This is a genomic window from Pseudomonas sp. PvP027, from assembly GCF_017833005.1.
GTDB lineage: Bacteria > Pseudomonadota > Gammaproteobacteria > Pseudomonadales > Pseudomonadaceae > Aquipseudomonas > Aquipseudomonas congelans.
Window position 1 is genome coordinate 5,277,066 of sequence record NZ_JAFIBK010000001.1, and the last position, 14,618, is coordinate 5,291,683.

12 protein-coding genes are annotated in these 14,618 nt (G+C 59.5%); 5 read left to right on the top strand and 7 right to left on the bottom strand.

From position 1 onward, the window contains the following. Positions 1-43 precede the first annotated feature (43 nt). The gene (locus JOE33_RS23010; protein WP_024638672.1) at positions 44-532 is read right to left on the bottom strand and encodes a gluconokinase; all 489 of its coding nucleotides are present in this window, start codon (positions 530-532) and stop codon (positions 44-46) included. A gap of 283 nt (positions 533-815) precedes the next feature. Here JOE33_RS23010 and JOE33_RS23015 point away from each other — a divergent pair, with 283 nt between their 5' ends. Both JOE33_RS23015 and JOE33_RS23020 read left to right on the top strand, forming a co-directional pair. Beyond that, positions 816-1,832 (top strand): LacI family DNA-binding transcriptional regulator, encoded by a 1,017-nt coding sequence (locus JOE33_RS23015; RefSeq protein ID WP_096138859.1) that lies wholly within the window; start codon positions 816-818, stop codon positions 1,830-1,832. A 327-nt stretch (positions 1,833-2,159) separates the two neighbouring features. Next, on the top strand, positions 2,160-3,131 hold the full coding sequence (locus tag JOE33_RS23020; RefSeq protein ID WP_187625417.1) for a YncE family protein: 972 nt from the start codon (positions 2,160-2,162) through the stop codon (positions 3,129-3,131). Between the two features lie 47 nt (positions 3,132-3,178). Here JOE33_RS23020 and JOE33_RS23025 read toward each other — a convergent pair whose 3' ends face one another. The 4 genes from JOE33_RS23025 to glcD are packed head-to-tail and all read right to left on the bottom strand — an operon-like array spanning position 3,179 to position 7,415. Continuing rightward, complete coding sequence (locus tag JOE33_RS23025) at positions 3,179-3,586, bottom strand: heme-binding protein (RefSeq protein WP_096125786.1); 408 nt, start codon at positions 3,584-3,586, stop codon at positions 3,179-3,181. Between the two features lie 35 nt (positions 3,587-3,621). After that, positions 3,622-4,854, bottom strand: a complete 1,233-nt coding sequence (gene glcF / locus JOE33_RS23030; RefSeq protein ID WP_096103311.1) for a glycolate oxidase subunit GlcF — start codon at positions 4,852-4,854, stop codon at positions 3,622-3,624. A gap of 3 nt (positions 4,855-4,857) precedes the next feature. Continuing rightward, positions 4,858-5,916, bottom strand: coding sequence for a glycolate oxidase subunit GlcE (glcE, locus tag JOE33_RS23035; protein WP_122694443.1), 1,059 nt, complete (start codon positions 5,914-5,916; stop codon positions 4,858-4,860). Then, on the bottom strand, positions 5,916-7,415 hold the full coding sequence (glcD, locus tag JOE33_RS23040; protein WP_187625416.1) for a glycolate oxidase subunit GlcD: 1,500 nt from the start codon (positions 7,413-7,415) through the stop codon (positions 5,916-5,918). The genes glcE and glcD overlap by 1 nt, the downstream gene beginning before the upstream one ends. 158 nt (positions 7,416-7,573) lie before the next feature. Here glcD and maiA point away from each other — a divergent pair, with 158 nt between their 5' ends. Both maiA and hppD read left to right on the top strand, forming a co-directional pair. Further along, entirely contained in the window at positions 7,574-8,209 is a 636-nt protein-coding gene (maiA, locus tag JOE33_RS23045; protein ID WP_187625415.1) for a maleylacetoacetate isomerase, read from the top strand. Positions 8,210-8,351: 142 nt separating this feature from the next. Further along, the gene (gene hppD, locus JOE33_RS23050; RefSeq protein WP_032611647.1) at positions 8,352-9,428 is read left to right on the top strand and encodes a 4-hydroxyphenylpyruvate dioxygenase; all 1,077 of its coding nucleotides are present in this window, start codon (positions 8,352-8,354) and stop codon (positions 9,426-9,428) included. Positions 9,429-9,488: 60 nt separating this feature from the next. On the opposite strand, the gene JOE33_RS23055 is transcribed toward hppD, so the two are convergent. Next, positions 9,489-11,684, bottom strand: a complete 2,196-nt coding sequence (locus JOE33_RS23055) for an EAL domain-containing protein (protein ID WP_187625414.1) — start codon at positions 11,682-11,684, stop codon at positions 9,489-9,491. 354 nt (positions 11,685-12,038) lie between these two features. On the opposite strand from JOE33_RS23055, the gene JOE33_RS23060 reads away from it, so the two are divergent. Then, positions 12,039-13,610, top strand: coding sequence for a sensor domain-containing diguanylate cyclase (locus JOE33_RS23060; RefSeq protein ID WP_032611643.1), 1,572 nt, complete (start codon positions 12,039-12,041; stop codon positions 13,608-13,610). Between the two features lie 88 nt (positions 13,611-13,698). Here the strand turns inward: JOE33_RS23060 and JOE33_RS23065 are convergent, their stop codons facing one another. After that, complete coding sequence (locus JOE33_RS23065; RefSeq protein WP_122590121.1) at positions 13,699-14,490, bottom strand: IclR family transcriptional regulator; 792 nt, start codon at positions 14,488-14,490, stop codon at positions 13,699-13,701. Positions 14,491-14,618 lie beyond the last annotated feature (128 nt).

Here is a 14,618-nt window from a genome sequence, read left to right on the forward strand (position 1 = left end):
GTGTGTGCGCAAGACAGCGCTGTCTTTTGCACTCACGCCTTTATCAGGCGTGAGAGCCTTTCCACCATGCTGCGGCTTGTTTGCCGATGACATCGATAGGCTGGGACGCGTCCACGATCAATGTCAGCGGTTCGCCATAGGGCGGTTCGAGGGTCGCGAACTGGCTGTCCACCAGGCTGGCGGGCATGAAGTGTCCAGGCCGGTGCGAGCAACGTTCGGCGGCGAGTTCCTTGCTGAGTTCCAGGAAAACAAAACCCAGGCCAGGCACCGCATCACGCAGGCGCTGGCGATAGATGAGCTTGAGCGAGGAGCAGGTCAGCACCGGGTGCTCACCCTTGGCGAGGGCGGCAGCCATCTCTTCGCCCAGGCGGGTCAGCCAGCCGGCACGGTCTTCGTCGTTGAGGGGGGTTCCGGCGCTCATCTTTTCGATATTGGCCGGTGGATGGAACGCGTCGCCTTCGATCAGGCGGCCGCCGCTGTTCAGGGCAATCTCGGCACCCACGGCGCTTTTGCCGCAGCCAGACACGCCCATCACCACAAGGGCGGAAATAGCAGTATTCGCAGTTGTCACAGTAGGCACCTCATCTGGAGACAGCGCTGTCTTTGTCCGGTGGACATCAGGCTCAGCCCGGGCTGTTCCAGTTATTTGTCGTTGTTTTGGGCTCATCAATAAGCATGGGAGGCTGTTCTCCGCGGCGACCCGAACCGGGTGACCCCTATGAAACCAGCGATAAAGCATTGTCACGTTCCATGAGACAGCGCTACCTTATGGGGCATTCGACACATTTGGCAACCCCTATATTAGTTGGCAACGCATGATACGTATTGGTTCCCGCTCTACCGGTCGCCCGACGCTTAATGAAGTGGCGAAGCTGGCGGCCGTCTCTCCGATCACTGCCTCGCGTGCGTTGCGCGGCATCGCCACAGTGGCGCCTGAACTGGTCGAAAAGGTCCGTGCTGCGGCGCAGAGCTTGGGGTATGTGGCCAACCCGGCGGCCAGGGCGCTGGCCTCTTCCTGCAGTCAGACCGTCGTGGTGCTGGTGCCTTCGCTGTCCAACCAGTTGTTCATCGAGACGCTGGAAGCCATTCAGGATGTGTTGCGCGTGCGTGGCCTGGACGTGGTCATCGGCAACTACCATTACTCGCCTGAAGAGGAAGAGAAGCTGCTGCGCAACCATCTGGTCAATCGCCCGCGCGGTATTTTGCTGACCGGTTTCGACCACACGGCAGCGTCCCGCCATATGCTTGAAACCAGTGGCATACCGTGCGTACACATGATGGAGCTCGACACCCGTCTGGGCGCCTATTGCGTAGGCTTCTCGCAACAACAGGCCGGTGCCGAAGCCGCGCGTCACCTGCTAGGGCGTGGCCGCCGTCGGCTGGCGTATATGGCCGCCCAGCTCGATCCCCGCGTACTGCAACGTGGCGCCGGGTTCCGTCGCGTGCTGGAAGACGCGGGGCTGTTCGACCCGGCGCTGCAGGTCTCGACACACCAGTCCTCCTCGATCGGTCTGGGCGGAGAGTTGTTTGCGCGCCTGCTTGACCGGCATCCGGATGTCGACGGGGTATTTTTCTGTAACGACGATCTGGCGCAGGGCGCTGCGCTGGAGGCCTTGCGGCTGGGCGTCGCGATTCCCGAACGGGTCTCTCTGGTGGGCTTCAACGACCTGCCGGGGTCCGCGCACATGGTGCCGCGCCTGACCTCGATCCGCACGCCCAGGGAAGCAGTGGGGCAGCGCGCTGCTCAGGTATTGCTGGGCCTGCTGGACGGGGTGATCCAGCACCCGCAGGTGGATCTCGGGTTTGAGCTGGTGGTGCGGGAAAGCTCTTGAGGACTTTTTCCGGCCAACCCTGGCGAGCCTTCCCCAGATAATTGCGCTGACCAATGGTAAGGGGCTCTGCGGGCTCCCTGCCTCCGGGCTGGAGTGCCCGACCGCGCTGTCTGCGCCGCCGTCGATACCCTCATTTGAACGGTTCCGGTACATTTCGACTGTTATTTCTGACAGTACCCATCCCCCCGTGTTGAGTATTCAATGACCCTACGTTTTTGGCTCGGAGCGGCATAAGTGTCTTGGCCGCATCGTTGGATGACGGGGATATATCTTCTTATCTATTCCCCGTTCTGGCGGTCTTACAAGACCTATTGAAGGGTGAGAGAAATGCAAAAAAAAGCATCTCAGAACGTTAGAGCCTTGACGCATATCGCCGACCCCGTCGGTTCAGGTGCTCCCCTGGACATCGCGTGGCTGACCGGGATCATCCCGCTGGGCTTTGTACCCGCAGAGATCGCTATCAGCCCTGATGAAACCACGTTGTATGTCGCTCATGAAAGTGGTCGCGAAGTCAGTGTGGTCGACATCGTCAGAGCCAGCGTGACGGGCGCCATCAAGCGAGCTGGGGCAGGCGCGATTACCCTGAGCCCTGACGGCAAAAGGCTTTACACCATCGGCCGGAAAAGGTGCTACGTGGTCGATACGCGCATGCGCGAAGTGATCAGGATACTCCCGGCAGCCAACGTCAACAGGATCCTGTGCAGTGCCGATGGGCGTTTTATCTGCCTGTCCTTTCAGAATGCGCTCGGCGGGTTGATTCGCCTCATCGAGACCGAGAATTACACGGTCGAAAACGAGTTCGATCTGGGCGCCCTGACCAACGCATCGCTGGCCCTCGGGATCAGCCCGTTGAACGACAGGTTTTACGCGACCATGCTGGTTGACCGGACCGCGCCTACCGATGTTCTTGCGATCAGCAAAGTCGACTACCTGCAACATGATATTCCCGGGTTTTCCGACCCGCGTTCGATGGTTTTCAGTTCCGATGGCGCCTGGCTGTATGTCGGCGGCATCGACGAGGTCTACATCATCGATGCCGCGACCAATAAAACCTTCTATCGGGAAAGGATCGGCACGCAGGGCTACCCGGTGAAAGTCGTCGGAGTGACGCCGGATGACCGTTATGTCTACGCGATCTATACCTACAATTACGACGTCTACCGGATCGACACCGTGAAGGGGATCGCAACCTGTATCGCTTACTTTCCGTCGGTAGGTGGTGCAGTACTCAACAAGACCGGCACGTATATCTATTCCACCCATCCGGACATGAGCTGGATTTCGATCTACCGGCTATGAATACGCCTGCAGTTGCCTGGTTTTCGTGTTGCCAGCCGGGTCGACCGTCAGTCGGCGTCGAGCGCTGCGACAGCGGCTTTGGCGACCTGGGCATCCTGTTCGGCCTTCACGCCTGAAACCCCCAACGCACCGATTACCTGCCCGTCGACAATGACCGGCACACCGCCTTCCAGCGAAGTCAGCAGTGGAGCACTCAGGAATGCAGTGCGCCCGCCATTGACCATCTCTTCGTAACCCTTGGATTCACGTTTGCCGAGTGCCGAGGTGCGTGCCTTTTCAATCGCGATGTAGCTGCTGATCGGTGCGGCGTCGTCCAGCCTCTCGAATGCCAGCAGATGGCCGCCGTCATCAACGACGGCGATGGACACGGCCCAGCCATTGGCATGCGCCTCTTCGCGTGCGGCACCGAGCATCAGGCTGACTTCGGTCTGGGTCAGGACGGCTTTGATCTTCATGGGACTCTCCGGAGTAATGATTATTGAATAGGGATTCAGTGTGATTCAGGCGTGCCAAGCGCCGCGTCGATCAGTTCGATCCAGTGCCGCACCGGCGTTCGACCGGCGCTGGCCAGATGGGTCTGACAGCCGATATTGGCGGTGGCAATCACCTGCGGCTTGCCGCTTTCCAGCGCGTTCATGCGGTTGTCGCGCAACTGGCGGGCAATGGCAGGCTGAGTGATGGAGTAGGTGCCTGCAGAGCCGCAGCATAGATGACCGTCCGGCACTGCGGTCAGATTGAAGCCTAGACGAGTCAGGACGCGCTCGACTTCGCCGCCGAGTTTTTGCGCGTGCTGCAGCGTACACGGGCAGTGAAACGCCAGGCGCTGGTCGGCCTTGATGCCGAGGGTTTCCAGCGGTTCGTCGCGCAGCAGTTCGACCAGGTCCTTTGTTCGCGCGCTGATCTGCTCGGCTTTGTCGGCATAGGCTGGATCATGGCGCAGCAGGTGGCCGTAGTCCTTGACGAAGGCGCCGCAGCCACTGGCCGTCTGGATCAGGCTTTCGGCACCGCTCTGCAGCGCGGGCCACCACGCATCGATGTTGCGCCGTGCCCGGTCCAGCCCGGCCTCCTGTGCATTGAGGTGGTAATCCACGGCACCGCAGCAGCCGGCCTGGCTGACCGCCGTAATGCCGATGCCCAGACGATCCAGCACCCGCGCCGTGGCGCTGTTGGTGTTGGGCGACAGGCCCGGCTGAACGCAACCTTCCAGCAGCAGCACCTGGCGCGCATGACCGGTGTGCGGGCGAAGTCCCGCAGGATGGATCGTCGCCGGCAGTTTGGTGGCCAGGGTCTGTGGCAGCAACGGCCTGAACTTCAAGCCCATGCCGGTCAGGGATTTGAACAGTCCGGGATTGGGGATGACCCGACGCAAGCCTTCACGCAGCATGCGTTCTGCGAGTGGCCGCGGGACCAGGGCATCAACCGCGGCGCGGCCGATGTCCAGCAGGTTGTGGTAATCCACGCCGGACGGGCAAGTGGTCTCGCAGTTGCGACAGCTCAGGCAGCGGTCCAGATGCAAACGGGTTTTCTCGGTGACCGGCTGACCTTCGAGCACCTGTTTGATCAGGTAGATCCTGCCGCGTGGACCGTCCAGCTCGTCACCCAGCAATTGATAGGTCGGACACGTGGCATTACAGAAGCCGCAATGCACACAGCTGCGCAGGATACGTTCGGCTTCTGCGGCGCGCGGCAGGGTTCTGGCGTGTTCACTCAATGTGGTCTGCATGTTTCAAAGCTCCGCGTACAGTCGGCCGGGGTTGAAAACCCCCTGCGGGTCGAGTCGGGTCTTGAGTGCCTGATGGTAACGCAGCACGGGTGCGGCCAACGGCTCGAAGGGGCTGTCGACGAAGCCCTGGCTGTAGCAGGTCGCATGGCCGCCAACCGCTTTAGTGATCGCTCGAATGGTTTGTCCGTCAGCATCCGACTTGAGCCAGCGTTGCGCGCCACCCCAGTCGATCAACTGCTCGCCCGGCAGCTCCGGCAGTCGGCTGTCGGCAGGCACACAGAGCCGCCACAGGGGCCGCGGGTCGCGGAAGAAGGGCAGGCGATGCGCATTCAACTGTTGCCAGTACACGCCATCGAGTACCTCGCCGCCGAGCCGGTCCCGGGCTGCTGCCACTGAACCTTCGCCGCCTTCCAGGCGCAGGCGCAATACGTGGCCATCATGGCTGGCCGCGCTGATCGGTATCGGTTGCTGACCCCATTCTGCGAGGCGGGCCAAGGCCCGCGCGCGGTCCATTTCCAACGCGATGCTGCTGCACAGACGTGGTTTGGGCAGCACCTTGAGCGACACCTCGGTCAGCAGCCCCAGGCAGCCGAAACTGCCTGCCATCAGGCGCGAAACGTCGTAGCCTGCGACGTTCTTCATGACTTCTCCGCCGAATCGCAGGTGCTTGCCAAGACCGGTGATGACGCGTGTGCCGAGCACGAAATCACGCACCGAGCCGCTCCATGGGCGGCGCGGCCCCGAGAGGCCCGCAGCGACCATGCCGCCGAGCGTTGCAGCGCCGAAGTCGGGCGGTTCGCAAGGCAGCATCTGGCCTGCGCCATCCAGCGTGTGCATCAGCTCGCTCAGTGGCGTGCCGGCGCGCGCAGTGATTACCAGTTCTGTCGGGTCATAACTGACAATGCCACGGTGCCCGCGGGTATCGAGTAGCTCGCCAGCGGTTTTACGACCGAGCGAAGCCTTGCTGTTGCCGCCCTGAATACGCAACGGCGTGTTGTCGCGCAGCGCCTGAGCGACCCGCTCGAGCATTGCCTGGCTTACGTCCTTGTCCACCGTGCTCATCAGAAACGCTCCAGGTCGGGGAACGGCAATTGCCCGGCGTGGATATGCATGGCGCCAAATTCCGCGCAGCGATGCAGGGTCGGGATGTTCTTGCCGGGATTGAGCAGGCCGCTGGCGTCGAATGCCGCCTTGATGGCATGGAAGAAGGTCAGCTCGTCGCTATTGAACTGCGCGCACATCTGATTGATCTTCTCGCGACCGACACCGTGCTCGCCGGTAATGCTGCCGCCGACCTTGACGCACAGCTCGAGGATTTTGCCGCCCAGTGCTTCAGCGCGCTCCAGCTCCCCCGGTTGATTGGCATCGAACAGGATCAGCGGGTGCATGTTGCCATCGCCCGCATGAAACACATTGGCGACGCGCAAGCCGTATTGCTCGGATAGCTCCTTGATGCTGCGCAACACGCCCGGTAACTCACGGCGCGGAATGGTCCCGTCCATGCAGTAGTAGTCCGGTGACAGGCGACCCACGGCCGGGAAGGCGTTCTTGCGCCCGGCCCAGAAGCGGACCCGCTCGGCCTCGTCCTTGGCCTGGCGCACTTCGGTAGCGCCGGCCAGTGTCAATACCTCGCTGACCCGTTCGCAGTCGGCGTGCACGTCGGCTTCGACGCCGTCCAGTTCACAGAGCAGGATGGCTTGGGCATCGACCGGGTAGCCTGCGTGAATGAAATCCTCGGCGGCACGAATCGCCAGATTGTCCATCATCTCCAGCCCGCCGGGGATAATGCCTGCGGCAATGATATCGGCCACTGCGCGTCCGGCCTTTTCCACGGAATCGAACGCCGCCAGCAGCACCTTGGCTACCTGCGGCCTGGGCAACAGCTTGACCGTGACTTCGGTAATCACGCCGAGCATGCCTTCAGAGCCGGTAAACAGTGCCAGCAGGTCGAAGCCCGGTGAGTCCAGCGTGTCGCTGCCCAGCGTCATGGGCTCGCCTTCCACCGTCAGGATTTCGACCTTGAGCAGGTTATGCACGGTCAGCCCGTATTTGAGGCAATGCACGCCGCCGGCATTTTCCGCCACATTGCCGCCGATGGAACATGCGATTTGCGAGGACGGGTCCGGCGCGTAATACAGGCCGTGGGGCGCTGCCGCCTGGGAGATGGCCAGGTTGCGCACGCCGGGCTGAACCCGCGCCAGGCGCGCTGAATGGTCGATATCGAGGATCTGGTTGAAGCGTGCCATGACCAGCAGCACGCCTTTTTCCAGCGGCAACGCGCCACCCGATAGTCCGGTGCCGGCCCCGCGAGCGACTACCGGTACGCGACGTGCGTGGCACAGCCTGAGCAGCGTCTGTACTTCTTCCACATGACGTGGCAATGCCACCAGCATCGGTGTGGTGCGATACGCCGACAACCCGTCGCACTCGTAAGGCCGCAGCTCTTCGGGGCGATGCAGGATGTCCAGGTCGGGCAACTGCTGTTGCAGCGCCTGCAACAGTTGTTGCTTGTCGACGGCGGGCAGCATGCCGTCGATGCGTTCGTCGTACAGAATATTCATCGAGCCACCCTGGGTTGTTTTTATCGGGTTAATGCATCCTAGCTCATTCGCTACGAAGCTTGAGTTGACAGCGAAGGTCTGATCACGCAATTTACGCATTACGTAATGTGGTTACGAAAATAACAAGACCGCACCCATGCGTCAGGCAGGCGACTTCCGTGGACCTATTCACTTATTACCGCTCGACCTCCAGTTACCGTGTGCGCATTGCGCTGGCCCTCAAGGGGCTGGATTACACTGCGATTCCGGTCAACCTGTCGCTCGAGGGTGGCGCGCAGCACATAGCTGATTACAAGGACTTGAACCCGCAGGGCAGGGTGCCTGCACTGCGGCTGGACGATGGAGTGATCATCACTCAGTCGCTGGCGATCATTGAATACCTGGAGGAGTGTTATCCGCAGCCTGCGTTACTGGCGCAGGAGGCTGTGATGCGGGCTCGACAGCGCGCCGTTGCAGCGCTTATCGGCTGTGACATCCAGCCCTTGCACAACCTTTCGGTGCTCGACCGGTTACGCACTCTCGGTCACGACGAGGATGCTGTCCTGGTCTGGGTCAGGCACTGGATCGGCGAAGGGCTGCAGGCTGTCGAGCAGTTGATCGGGGACCACGGTTTCTGTTTTGGCGCGAGCCCGGGCCTCGTGGATATTTACCTGTTACCCCAGTTGTACGCAGCACATCGTTACCACGTCGACCTGAGTGCATTTGCGCGTATTCAGCGGGTCGAGCATCTGGCCCTGCAGCACCCGGCCTTTCAGCAGGCACATCCTGATGCACAATCGGACAAGCCGGAGTAGGCTGCCCTCATGAAGATTCTTGGTCTGCAACTGATATTTGGTGATTTTCTCGCACGCAGTGTGCGAGGCATCCCGTGCGCGCCGCCCGCAGGACAGTGATTGCCAGGGTTACCCACTCTCACTTTCCTGCAAGGAGCCAGTCATGGCTGATCTCTACGAAAACCCGATGGGCCTGATGGGCTTTGAATTCATCGAATTCGCATCACCGACGCCCAACAGCCTTGAGCCCGTGTTTCAGATGATGGGCTTCACTAAAGTCGCGACCCACCGCTCCAAGGACGTATCCCTGTATCGTCAGGGTGCGATCAACCTGATCCTCAATAACGAGCCGCACAGCCTGGCATCATACTTTGCCGCCGAGCATGGTCCTTCGGTATGCGGCATGGCGTTCCGCGTGAAGGATGCGCAGAAGGCCTATAGCCGCGCACTTGAACTGGGTGCACAACCGCTGGAAATCGCTACCGGGCCCATGGAGTTGCGCCTGCCTGCGATCAAGGGCATAGGTGGCGCGCCGTTGTACCTGATCGATCGTTTCGGCGAGGGCACGTCGATCTACGACATCGATTTCAACTTCATCGAAGGCGTGGACCGCCACCCGGTCGGTGCCGGTCTGAAATTCATCGATCATCTGACCCACAACGTGTATCGCGGGCGCATGGCGTATTGGGCCGGCTTCTATGAAAAGCTGTTCAATTTTCGCGAGCTGCGTTACTTCGATATCAAGGGGGAATACACCGGCCTGACCTCCAAAGCCATGACCGCGCCGGACGGCATGATCCGCATTCCGCTCAACGAAGAATCGTCCAAGGGTGCAGGCCAGATTGAAGAGTTCCTGATGCAGTTCAATGGCGAAGGCATTCAGCATGTGGCGTTCTTTACCGATGACCTGATCAAGACCTGGGACGCGCTGAAAGCAACCGGCATGCGCTTCATGACTGCGCCGCCGGATACCTACTACGAGATGCTTCAAGATCGTCTGCCCGATCACGGTGAGCCGGAGGCCGAGCTCAAGTCACGTGGCATTCTGCTCGATGGCTCTTCCGAAGGGGGCGAGCGTCGCCTGCTGTTGCAGATATTCTCCGCTACGCTGATGGGGCCGGTGTTCTTCGAATTCATTCAGCGCAAGGGCGATGACGGGTTTGGCGAGGGCAACTTCAAGGCACTGTTCGAATCCATCGAACGCGACCAGATCCAGCGTGGTGTACTGACGCCGGATTGAGTCATCACCGGAAGCGTCCGTCTTGCGCTACCAGACGAGCCTGCTCGGGCTCGTTCTGGGTCATTTATGCTTCATGTCAGCTTGCCGATTGTGAGACGGGATATAGCGCTCGGTGAATGCATGAGCCGGCATGGGGCGACCGTACAGATAGCCTTGGCCTTCGTCGCACACATAGTGGCGCATCAGACTTTCCTGCTCAGGGGTTTCTATGCCTTCTGCCGTGACTTGAAGATTGAAGCCGTTCGCCAGCCTGACAACGGCCTCGATGATGACTTCGTCTTTTTTGCTGCGCTCCACGCCACTTACAAATGAGCGGTCAATTTTCAGCCGTGTCACCGGATAGTCTTTCAGCAGGCTCAGGGACGCATAGCCTGTACCGAAATCATCGAACGCAATGCCCACACCCAGTGAGCGAAGGTGGCGCAGCGGTTCCATAATGCGCTGTTCGTTCCGCAGGATGATGTTTTCCGTGATCTCCAGCTCGAGTGAGTGTGCCGGCAGGGAAAAGTCTTCAAGCGCACTTTCGACCATTTCGGCAAAGTCACGCATGCGAAACTGCGCGGCGAACAGGTTGACGCCGATGCGGAATTCGTCACAGCCGGTATTTCGCCATTGAGCTGCCTGCTCACAGGCTGAACGCAGTATCCATTCGCCCACCGGCACCGCAAGAAGACCGGCTTCCAGTGCAGGTAGAAAAACTGCCGGGGACACGACACCCAGCGTCGGATGGTTCCAGCGTATGAGGGCTTCGGCTCCAGTGATACGACCATCCGCAAGTCGTACCTGAGGTTGGTAGTACAGCTCGAACTCTTTGTTGGCCCATGCCTGACGCATCGATGAGCTGAGTGCCCCTCTTCTTGAAGCGGTCTGTCGATGCTCGGAGGTGAAGGTGCGGACCAGGGAGCGTCCGTCAGACTTGGCCTGGTAGAGCGCCAGATCCGCATTACCGAGCATTTGCGCTTCGTCGTAGTCAGAGCCACACCTTACGGAGACGCCGATGCTGGCGCCGATATAGACTGAATTGTCTTCAAATTCTATCGGCTCCTCGATGACGGCGATGAGCGCCAGGCCCAGCTTGATCGCCTTTTCAGGATCTGCCGTATCTGAAAGGAACACGACAAATTCATCGCCGCCCAGACGCGAGACCATATGACAGGCCGGTACGTGTTCGCGAAGTCGGTGAGAGGTCACCTTGAGCACAAAATCACCTGCAGCGTGGCCCAACGTGTCGTTGACGTCCTTGAAGCCGTCCAGGTCGATCAGCAGGATGGCTGCTGACAACTGCGCGTCGCACGCCTCCTTGATCCGTCTCTTGAGGGTCGATCGATTGGCAAGGCCGGTGAGATGATCGTATTCGGCCGCATGCTTGAGCAATTTGTCCGCCTCGACACGCTGGGTGATGTCACGAATGATCGCCCCGAATTGTGGCTCGCCGGCGTACATCCATTGTGAGAGCGAGAGCTCGATGGGGATGGTATGACCGTCGCGATGAATGGCCGTCAGGTTGATGGATTTACCGATGATGGAGGTCGGGCCGCCTGCAGCCACCCTCGACAAACCTGCGTGATGCCTGGAGCGCATCTCGGGCGGAATAATGATGTCGAGAGGCTTTCCCATCGCATCTTCGGCTCGATGCCCGAAAATAAGCTCGGCCGAGTTATTCCATGAGGTGATCCGGTTTTTGCTGTCCGAGCAGATGATCGCGTCGGGTGAAGTCGACGTGATACTCATGAAGCGGGTGTGGTTGTCTTCATTCTCGAGCTCGAGCCGACGCAACTCCATTTTTTCGATGACCATGATCGCCAGGTCCTGAAGAACCCGCTGATCCCTCTCCGAGAAGGTTTCTCGAGGTTTATCGTCAATCAGGCACAGGCTGCCCAGCACATGGCCGCTGGCGGTTATCAGCGGCGCGCCTGCATAAAAGCGAATATAGGGAGCGCCTGTAACCAGGGCGTTTGAGCTGAACCGCTCATCCTGCAAGGCATCAGGTACCAGAAAAACGTTACGGCCCATGAGCGCAAAATTACAGAATGAGACGTCGCGGCCCGTTTCGCAGACATCGAGGCCAACGCGCGCCTTGAAGAATTGTCGGTCGCGATGAACCAGAGAAATCAGAACAATAGGCACATCGAAAATCCGCGATGCCATTTGCACGATCTGATCGTATTCGTGCTCAGGTGGGGTATCCATCAACGAAAAAGCATTCAACATGCGAATACGTTCTTCGTCATCATCGCCGACCGGGTAAGTATTCATTTGAGGCCATCGCTGGAAGCTGATCGCATCTGAAGCACGAAGCGATCGACGGGCAACGTCGCTTTGTCGGCACCGGTGTAGGTACCCTGCCAGCATGCGCTTGCGCCACGCCGGAAAAGGAAAGTCAGATACATGCGGCACCTCTCACAGTAGCGTCGGTAGCTGTCTCAAGCAGCCTAGAAGCTATATCGTCAAAAAACCGGATACCTGTAACAACTTATCGAGCAACTAGCGTGGCGGGTATGGATCCAACTAAGGCCAGTATTACCTTGGTGCAACAAGATGTTCAGGTTCAGTGTCGCAAAGGTATGGAAACTGCATAGCGGGTTTCACTGCCAATTTGATGACAACCCTATGAAACGGCTTTCCTTTATTTCGACGAGGCTTACACCTTCGGCGCTCAGCAAAGCTCTGATCGGCTTCATTGCCCTGGTCTGTCTCTCGTTGATCCTGGCCACCGCCTGGCAGATGAACCAATCCAAGCTGGAGCGCGTCGCCACTGCCAGGATTGCGGTGTCCAATATTGTGCTTGCCGCTGAGCAGCAGGCTCAGGACACCCTGCAGCAGGCTGACAATACGCTGCGTGACCTTGTCGAGCGGGTGGAGCAGGATGGCGTCGCTGGCGAGCAGCAAAGCCGCTTGACCAGGCTGATGGCCCAAGACCTTATCAACGTCAAAGGGCTTCAGGGGCTGTTCATCTACGATGCTCAAGGCAACTGGGTCGCCAATTCCTTTGCCAAGGGCGTACAGACCAGAAACAACGAAGACCGCGCCTACTTCATTTACCACCGCGACAACCCTGACCCGTCCATTCATGTAGGGTCCATTGTCGAAAGCCGCAATACGGGGGATATGATCATCCCGGTCAGTCGGCGTATCAATGCGGCGGATGGCAGTTTTGCAGGCGTTGCACTGGCCACGGTGCCGGTGACTTATTTTCAGGCGTTTTTCCAGCGCATGGATGTAGACGACAAGGGTGTAATCTTCCTCGCTCTGAATAATGGCGACCTGCTCGCGCGGCGGCCCACGTTAACCGCACTGATGACCACCAATGTGGCCAAGGGCGATATCTTCACTCGCTATCTGCCGTACAGCGACAGCGGTACCGCGGTGATCAACTCCGTGGTGGATGGGGTGGAAAGGATCTACGCCTATCGGCGCGTGTCAGGATTACCCATCGTCGCCGCTGCCGGTATCTCCTGCCAGCATGTGCTCGCGCCCTGGTGGATTTATGCACAGCGGTCCATGACCATTACCGGCATCATTACCCTGGCGCTGGTTTTTCTGGGCGTCCTGCTGTACCGGCAAATCCAGCAGTTGATCACTGCGGAGGGTGAACTGAACAGCGCCAGAAACGACCTGGAGATCATCGCTCACACAGACAGCCTGACGCACCTGGCCAATCGACGCTGCTTCGATACGGCCTTGCAGCAGGAGTGGGGGCGGGCGAGCCGGAATGATGCAACCATCGCAATTATTTTGCTGGATATTGACTGGTTCAAACAATACAACGACACCTACGGTCATCTACAGGGTGACGACTGCCTGAGGCAAGTGGCGGGGCTGATTGGCAACAGTCTTGACCGGTCTGGGGATATTGCAGCACGTTACGGCGGCGAAGAGTTTGTCATTCTGTTGCCTGAAACCGACCTGGCAGGCGCGCTGAGACTTGCGGAAAAGATCAGATCATCCATTGAAGCCAGTTGCATAGAGCACTCGTCCAGCCCGCTGTGCAGGCTGAGCATCAGCTCGGGCGTGGTGGCGGTCAACGCAGCAGAGCAGAATCGGCATACCGCTGCGCTGGAGGAAGCTGATCGACTCCTTTACCTGGCCAAAACCAAAGGGCGTAACCGCGTCGAAGGTCGCTTGATTCAAGGGTGGCAAGCAGATAGCCATTTTGCCAGGGTATCCAGCGCTTCTACCTGATGGTCAACAGAGTGTCACGGATCTGTACCTGCACAGGGTTGCTATCAACAGGTTCGGCAAACCAACGTGCGTCGCGGCAGGCGCAACGTCAGTCTGACGGATGGCTACCTCCCATGCGTTCGCTGATTGCCACCGCCGTTTGCAAAAGCCGCCTGGCCGCCAGAGTCTGCGTCTCGTCGTTCAACAGCGATCCCGGCCCAACCACGGTGATCACGCCCACCAACTTGTCGCCCATTGCGAACAGCGGCGACGAAGCTGCGTTTATCCCCGGCATCAACAAGCCCTGAATCTGGTGCACGCCAGTGGTACGAATCTGCTCGACATGCTGCTCGACCTCACGCAACTGCCCGGCGTTCAGCAAAGGCAATTCCTGTTCGCGAAGCGCAGCGGTTTCGCGGTCGTTCAGAAAGCTGTCGAACACCAGCCCGGTAGACGAACCAAGCAGCGGCAGCACCGAGCCGATCTGCGTGACCAGCGTCACCGCACCCATCGAGGGCTCAACATAGACCACGGTCGGGCCCTTGTTGCCCCATACCGCCAGAAAGCAGGTCTGGTTCAGCTCATCGCGCAGGCTGGCCAGCCAGGGTGCCGAAACCTTGAGGACATCCAGCTTGCCGAGCGAGGCCAGCCCCACCTGTAACGCCTCGCGGCCCAGCCCATAGTGATTGTTGACGGCATCCTGTTCGGCAAAGCCACTGGCAATCAGCGCCTGCAGATAACGATGAACCTTGCTGGCAGGCATGCCCAGGTGTTCGGCAAGTCTCGATAAGGATGTGGCAGGGGAGAGTTCGGCGAGCGCCTTGAGCACGCCCAGTCCGACTTCGGCGGCCTGGACCTTCTGCTGACGTCCGCCTGCGGGGCTTTCGGTTTCCTGGGTCATGGAGTGCTGTGCGCCGATCGGGGAAGGCAGCTTTATAGCTTGACCGGCTGGCAAACTCAAATTACGTTATGCGTAATCCGCTTACGTTAAATTATGTTTCTTCCTGTCTCTGCCCGACCCCATAACAA

Coding starts and splice junctions, on each gene's coding strand:
- JOE33_RS23015 (WP_096138859.1), top strand. CDS start 816: ATGATACGTATTGGTTCCCGCTCTACCGGTCGCCCGACGCTTAATGAA.
- JOE33_RS23020 (WP_187625417.1), top strand. CDS start 2,160: ATGCAAAAAAAAGCATCTCAGAACGTTAGAGCCTTGACGCATATCGCC.
- glcE (WP_122694443.1), bottom strand. CDS start 5,916: ATGAGCACGGTGGACAAGGACGTAAGCCAGGCAATGCTCGAGCGGGTC.
- glcF (WP_096103311.1), bottom strand. CDS start 4,854: ATGCAGACCACATTGAGTGAACACGCCAGAACCCTGCCGCGCGCCGCA.
- glcD (WP_187625416.1), bottom strand. CDS start 7,415: ATGAATATTCTGTACGACGAACGCATCGACGGCATGCTGCCCGCCGTC.
- JOE33_RS23065 (WP_122590121.1), bottom strand. CDS start 14,490: ATGACCCAGGAAACCGAAAGCCCCGCAGGCGGACGTCAGCAGAAGGTC.
- JOE33_RS23055 (WP_187625414.1), bottom strand. CDS start 11,684: ATGAATACTTACCCGGTCGGCGATGATGACGAAGAACGTATTCGCATG.
- JOE33_RS23010 (WP_024638672.1), bottom strand. CDS start 532: ATGGGCGTGTCTGGCTGCGGCAAAAGCGCCGTGGGTGCCGAGATTGCC.
- hppD (WP_032611647.1), top strand. CDS start 8,352: ATGGCTGATCTCTACGAAAACCCGATGGGCCTGATGGGCTTTGAATTC.
- JOE33_RS23025 (WP_096125786.1), bottom strand. CDS start 3,586: ATGAAGATCAAAGCCGTCCTGACCCAGACCGAAGTCAGCCTGATGCTC.
- JOE33_RS23060 (WP_032611643.1), top strand. CDS start 12,039: ATGAAACGGCTTTCCTTTATTTCGACGAGGCTTACACCTTCGGCGCTC.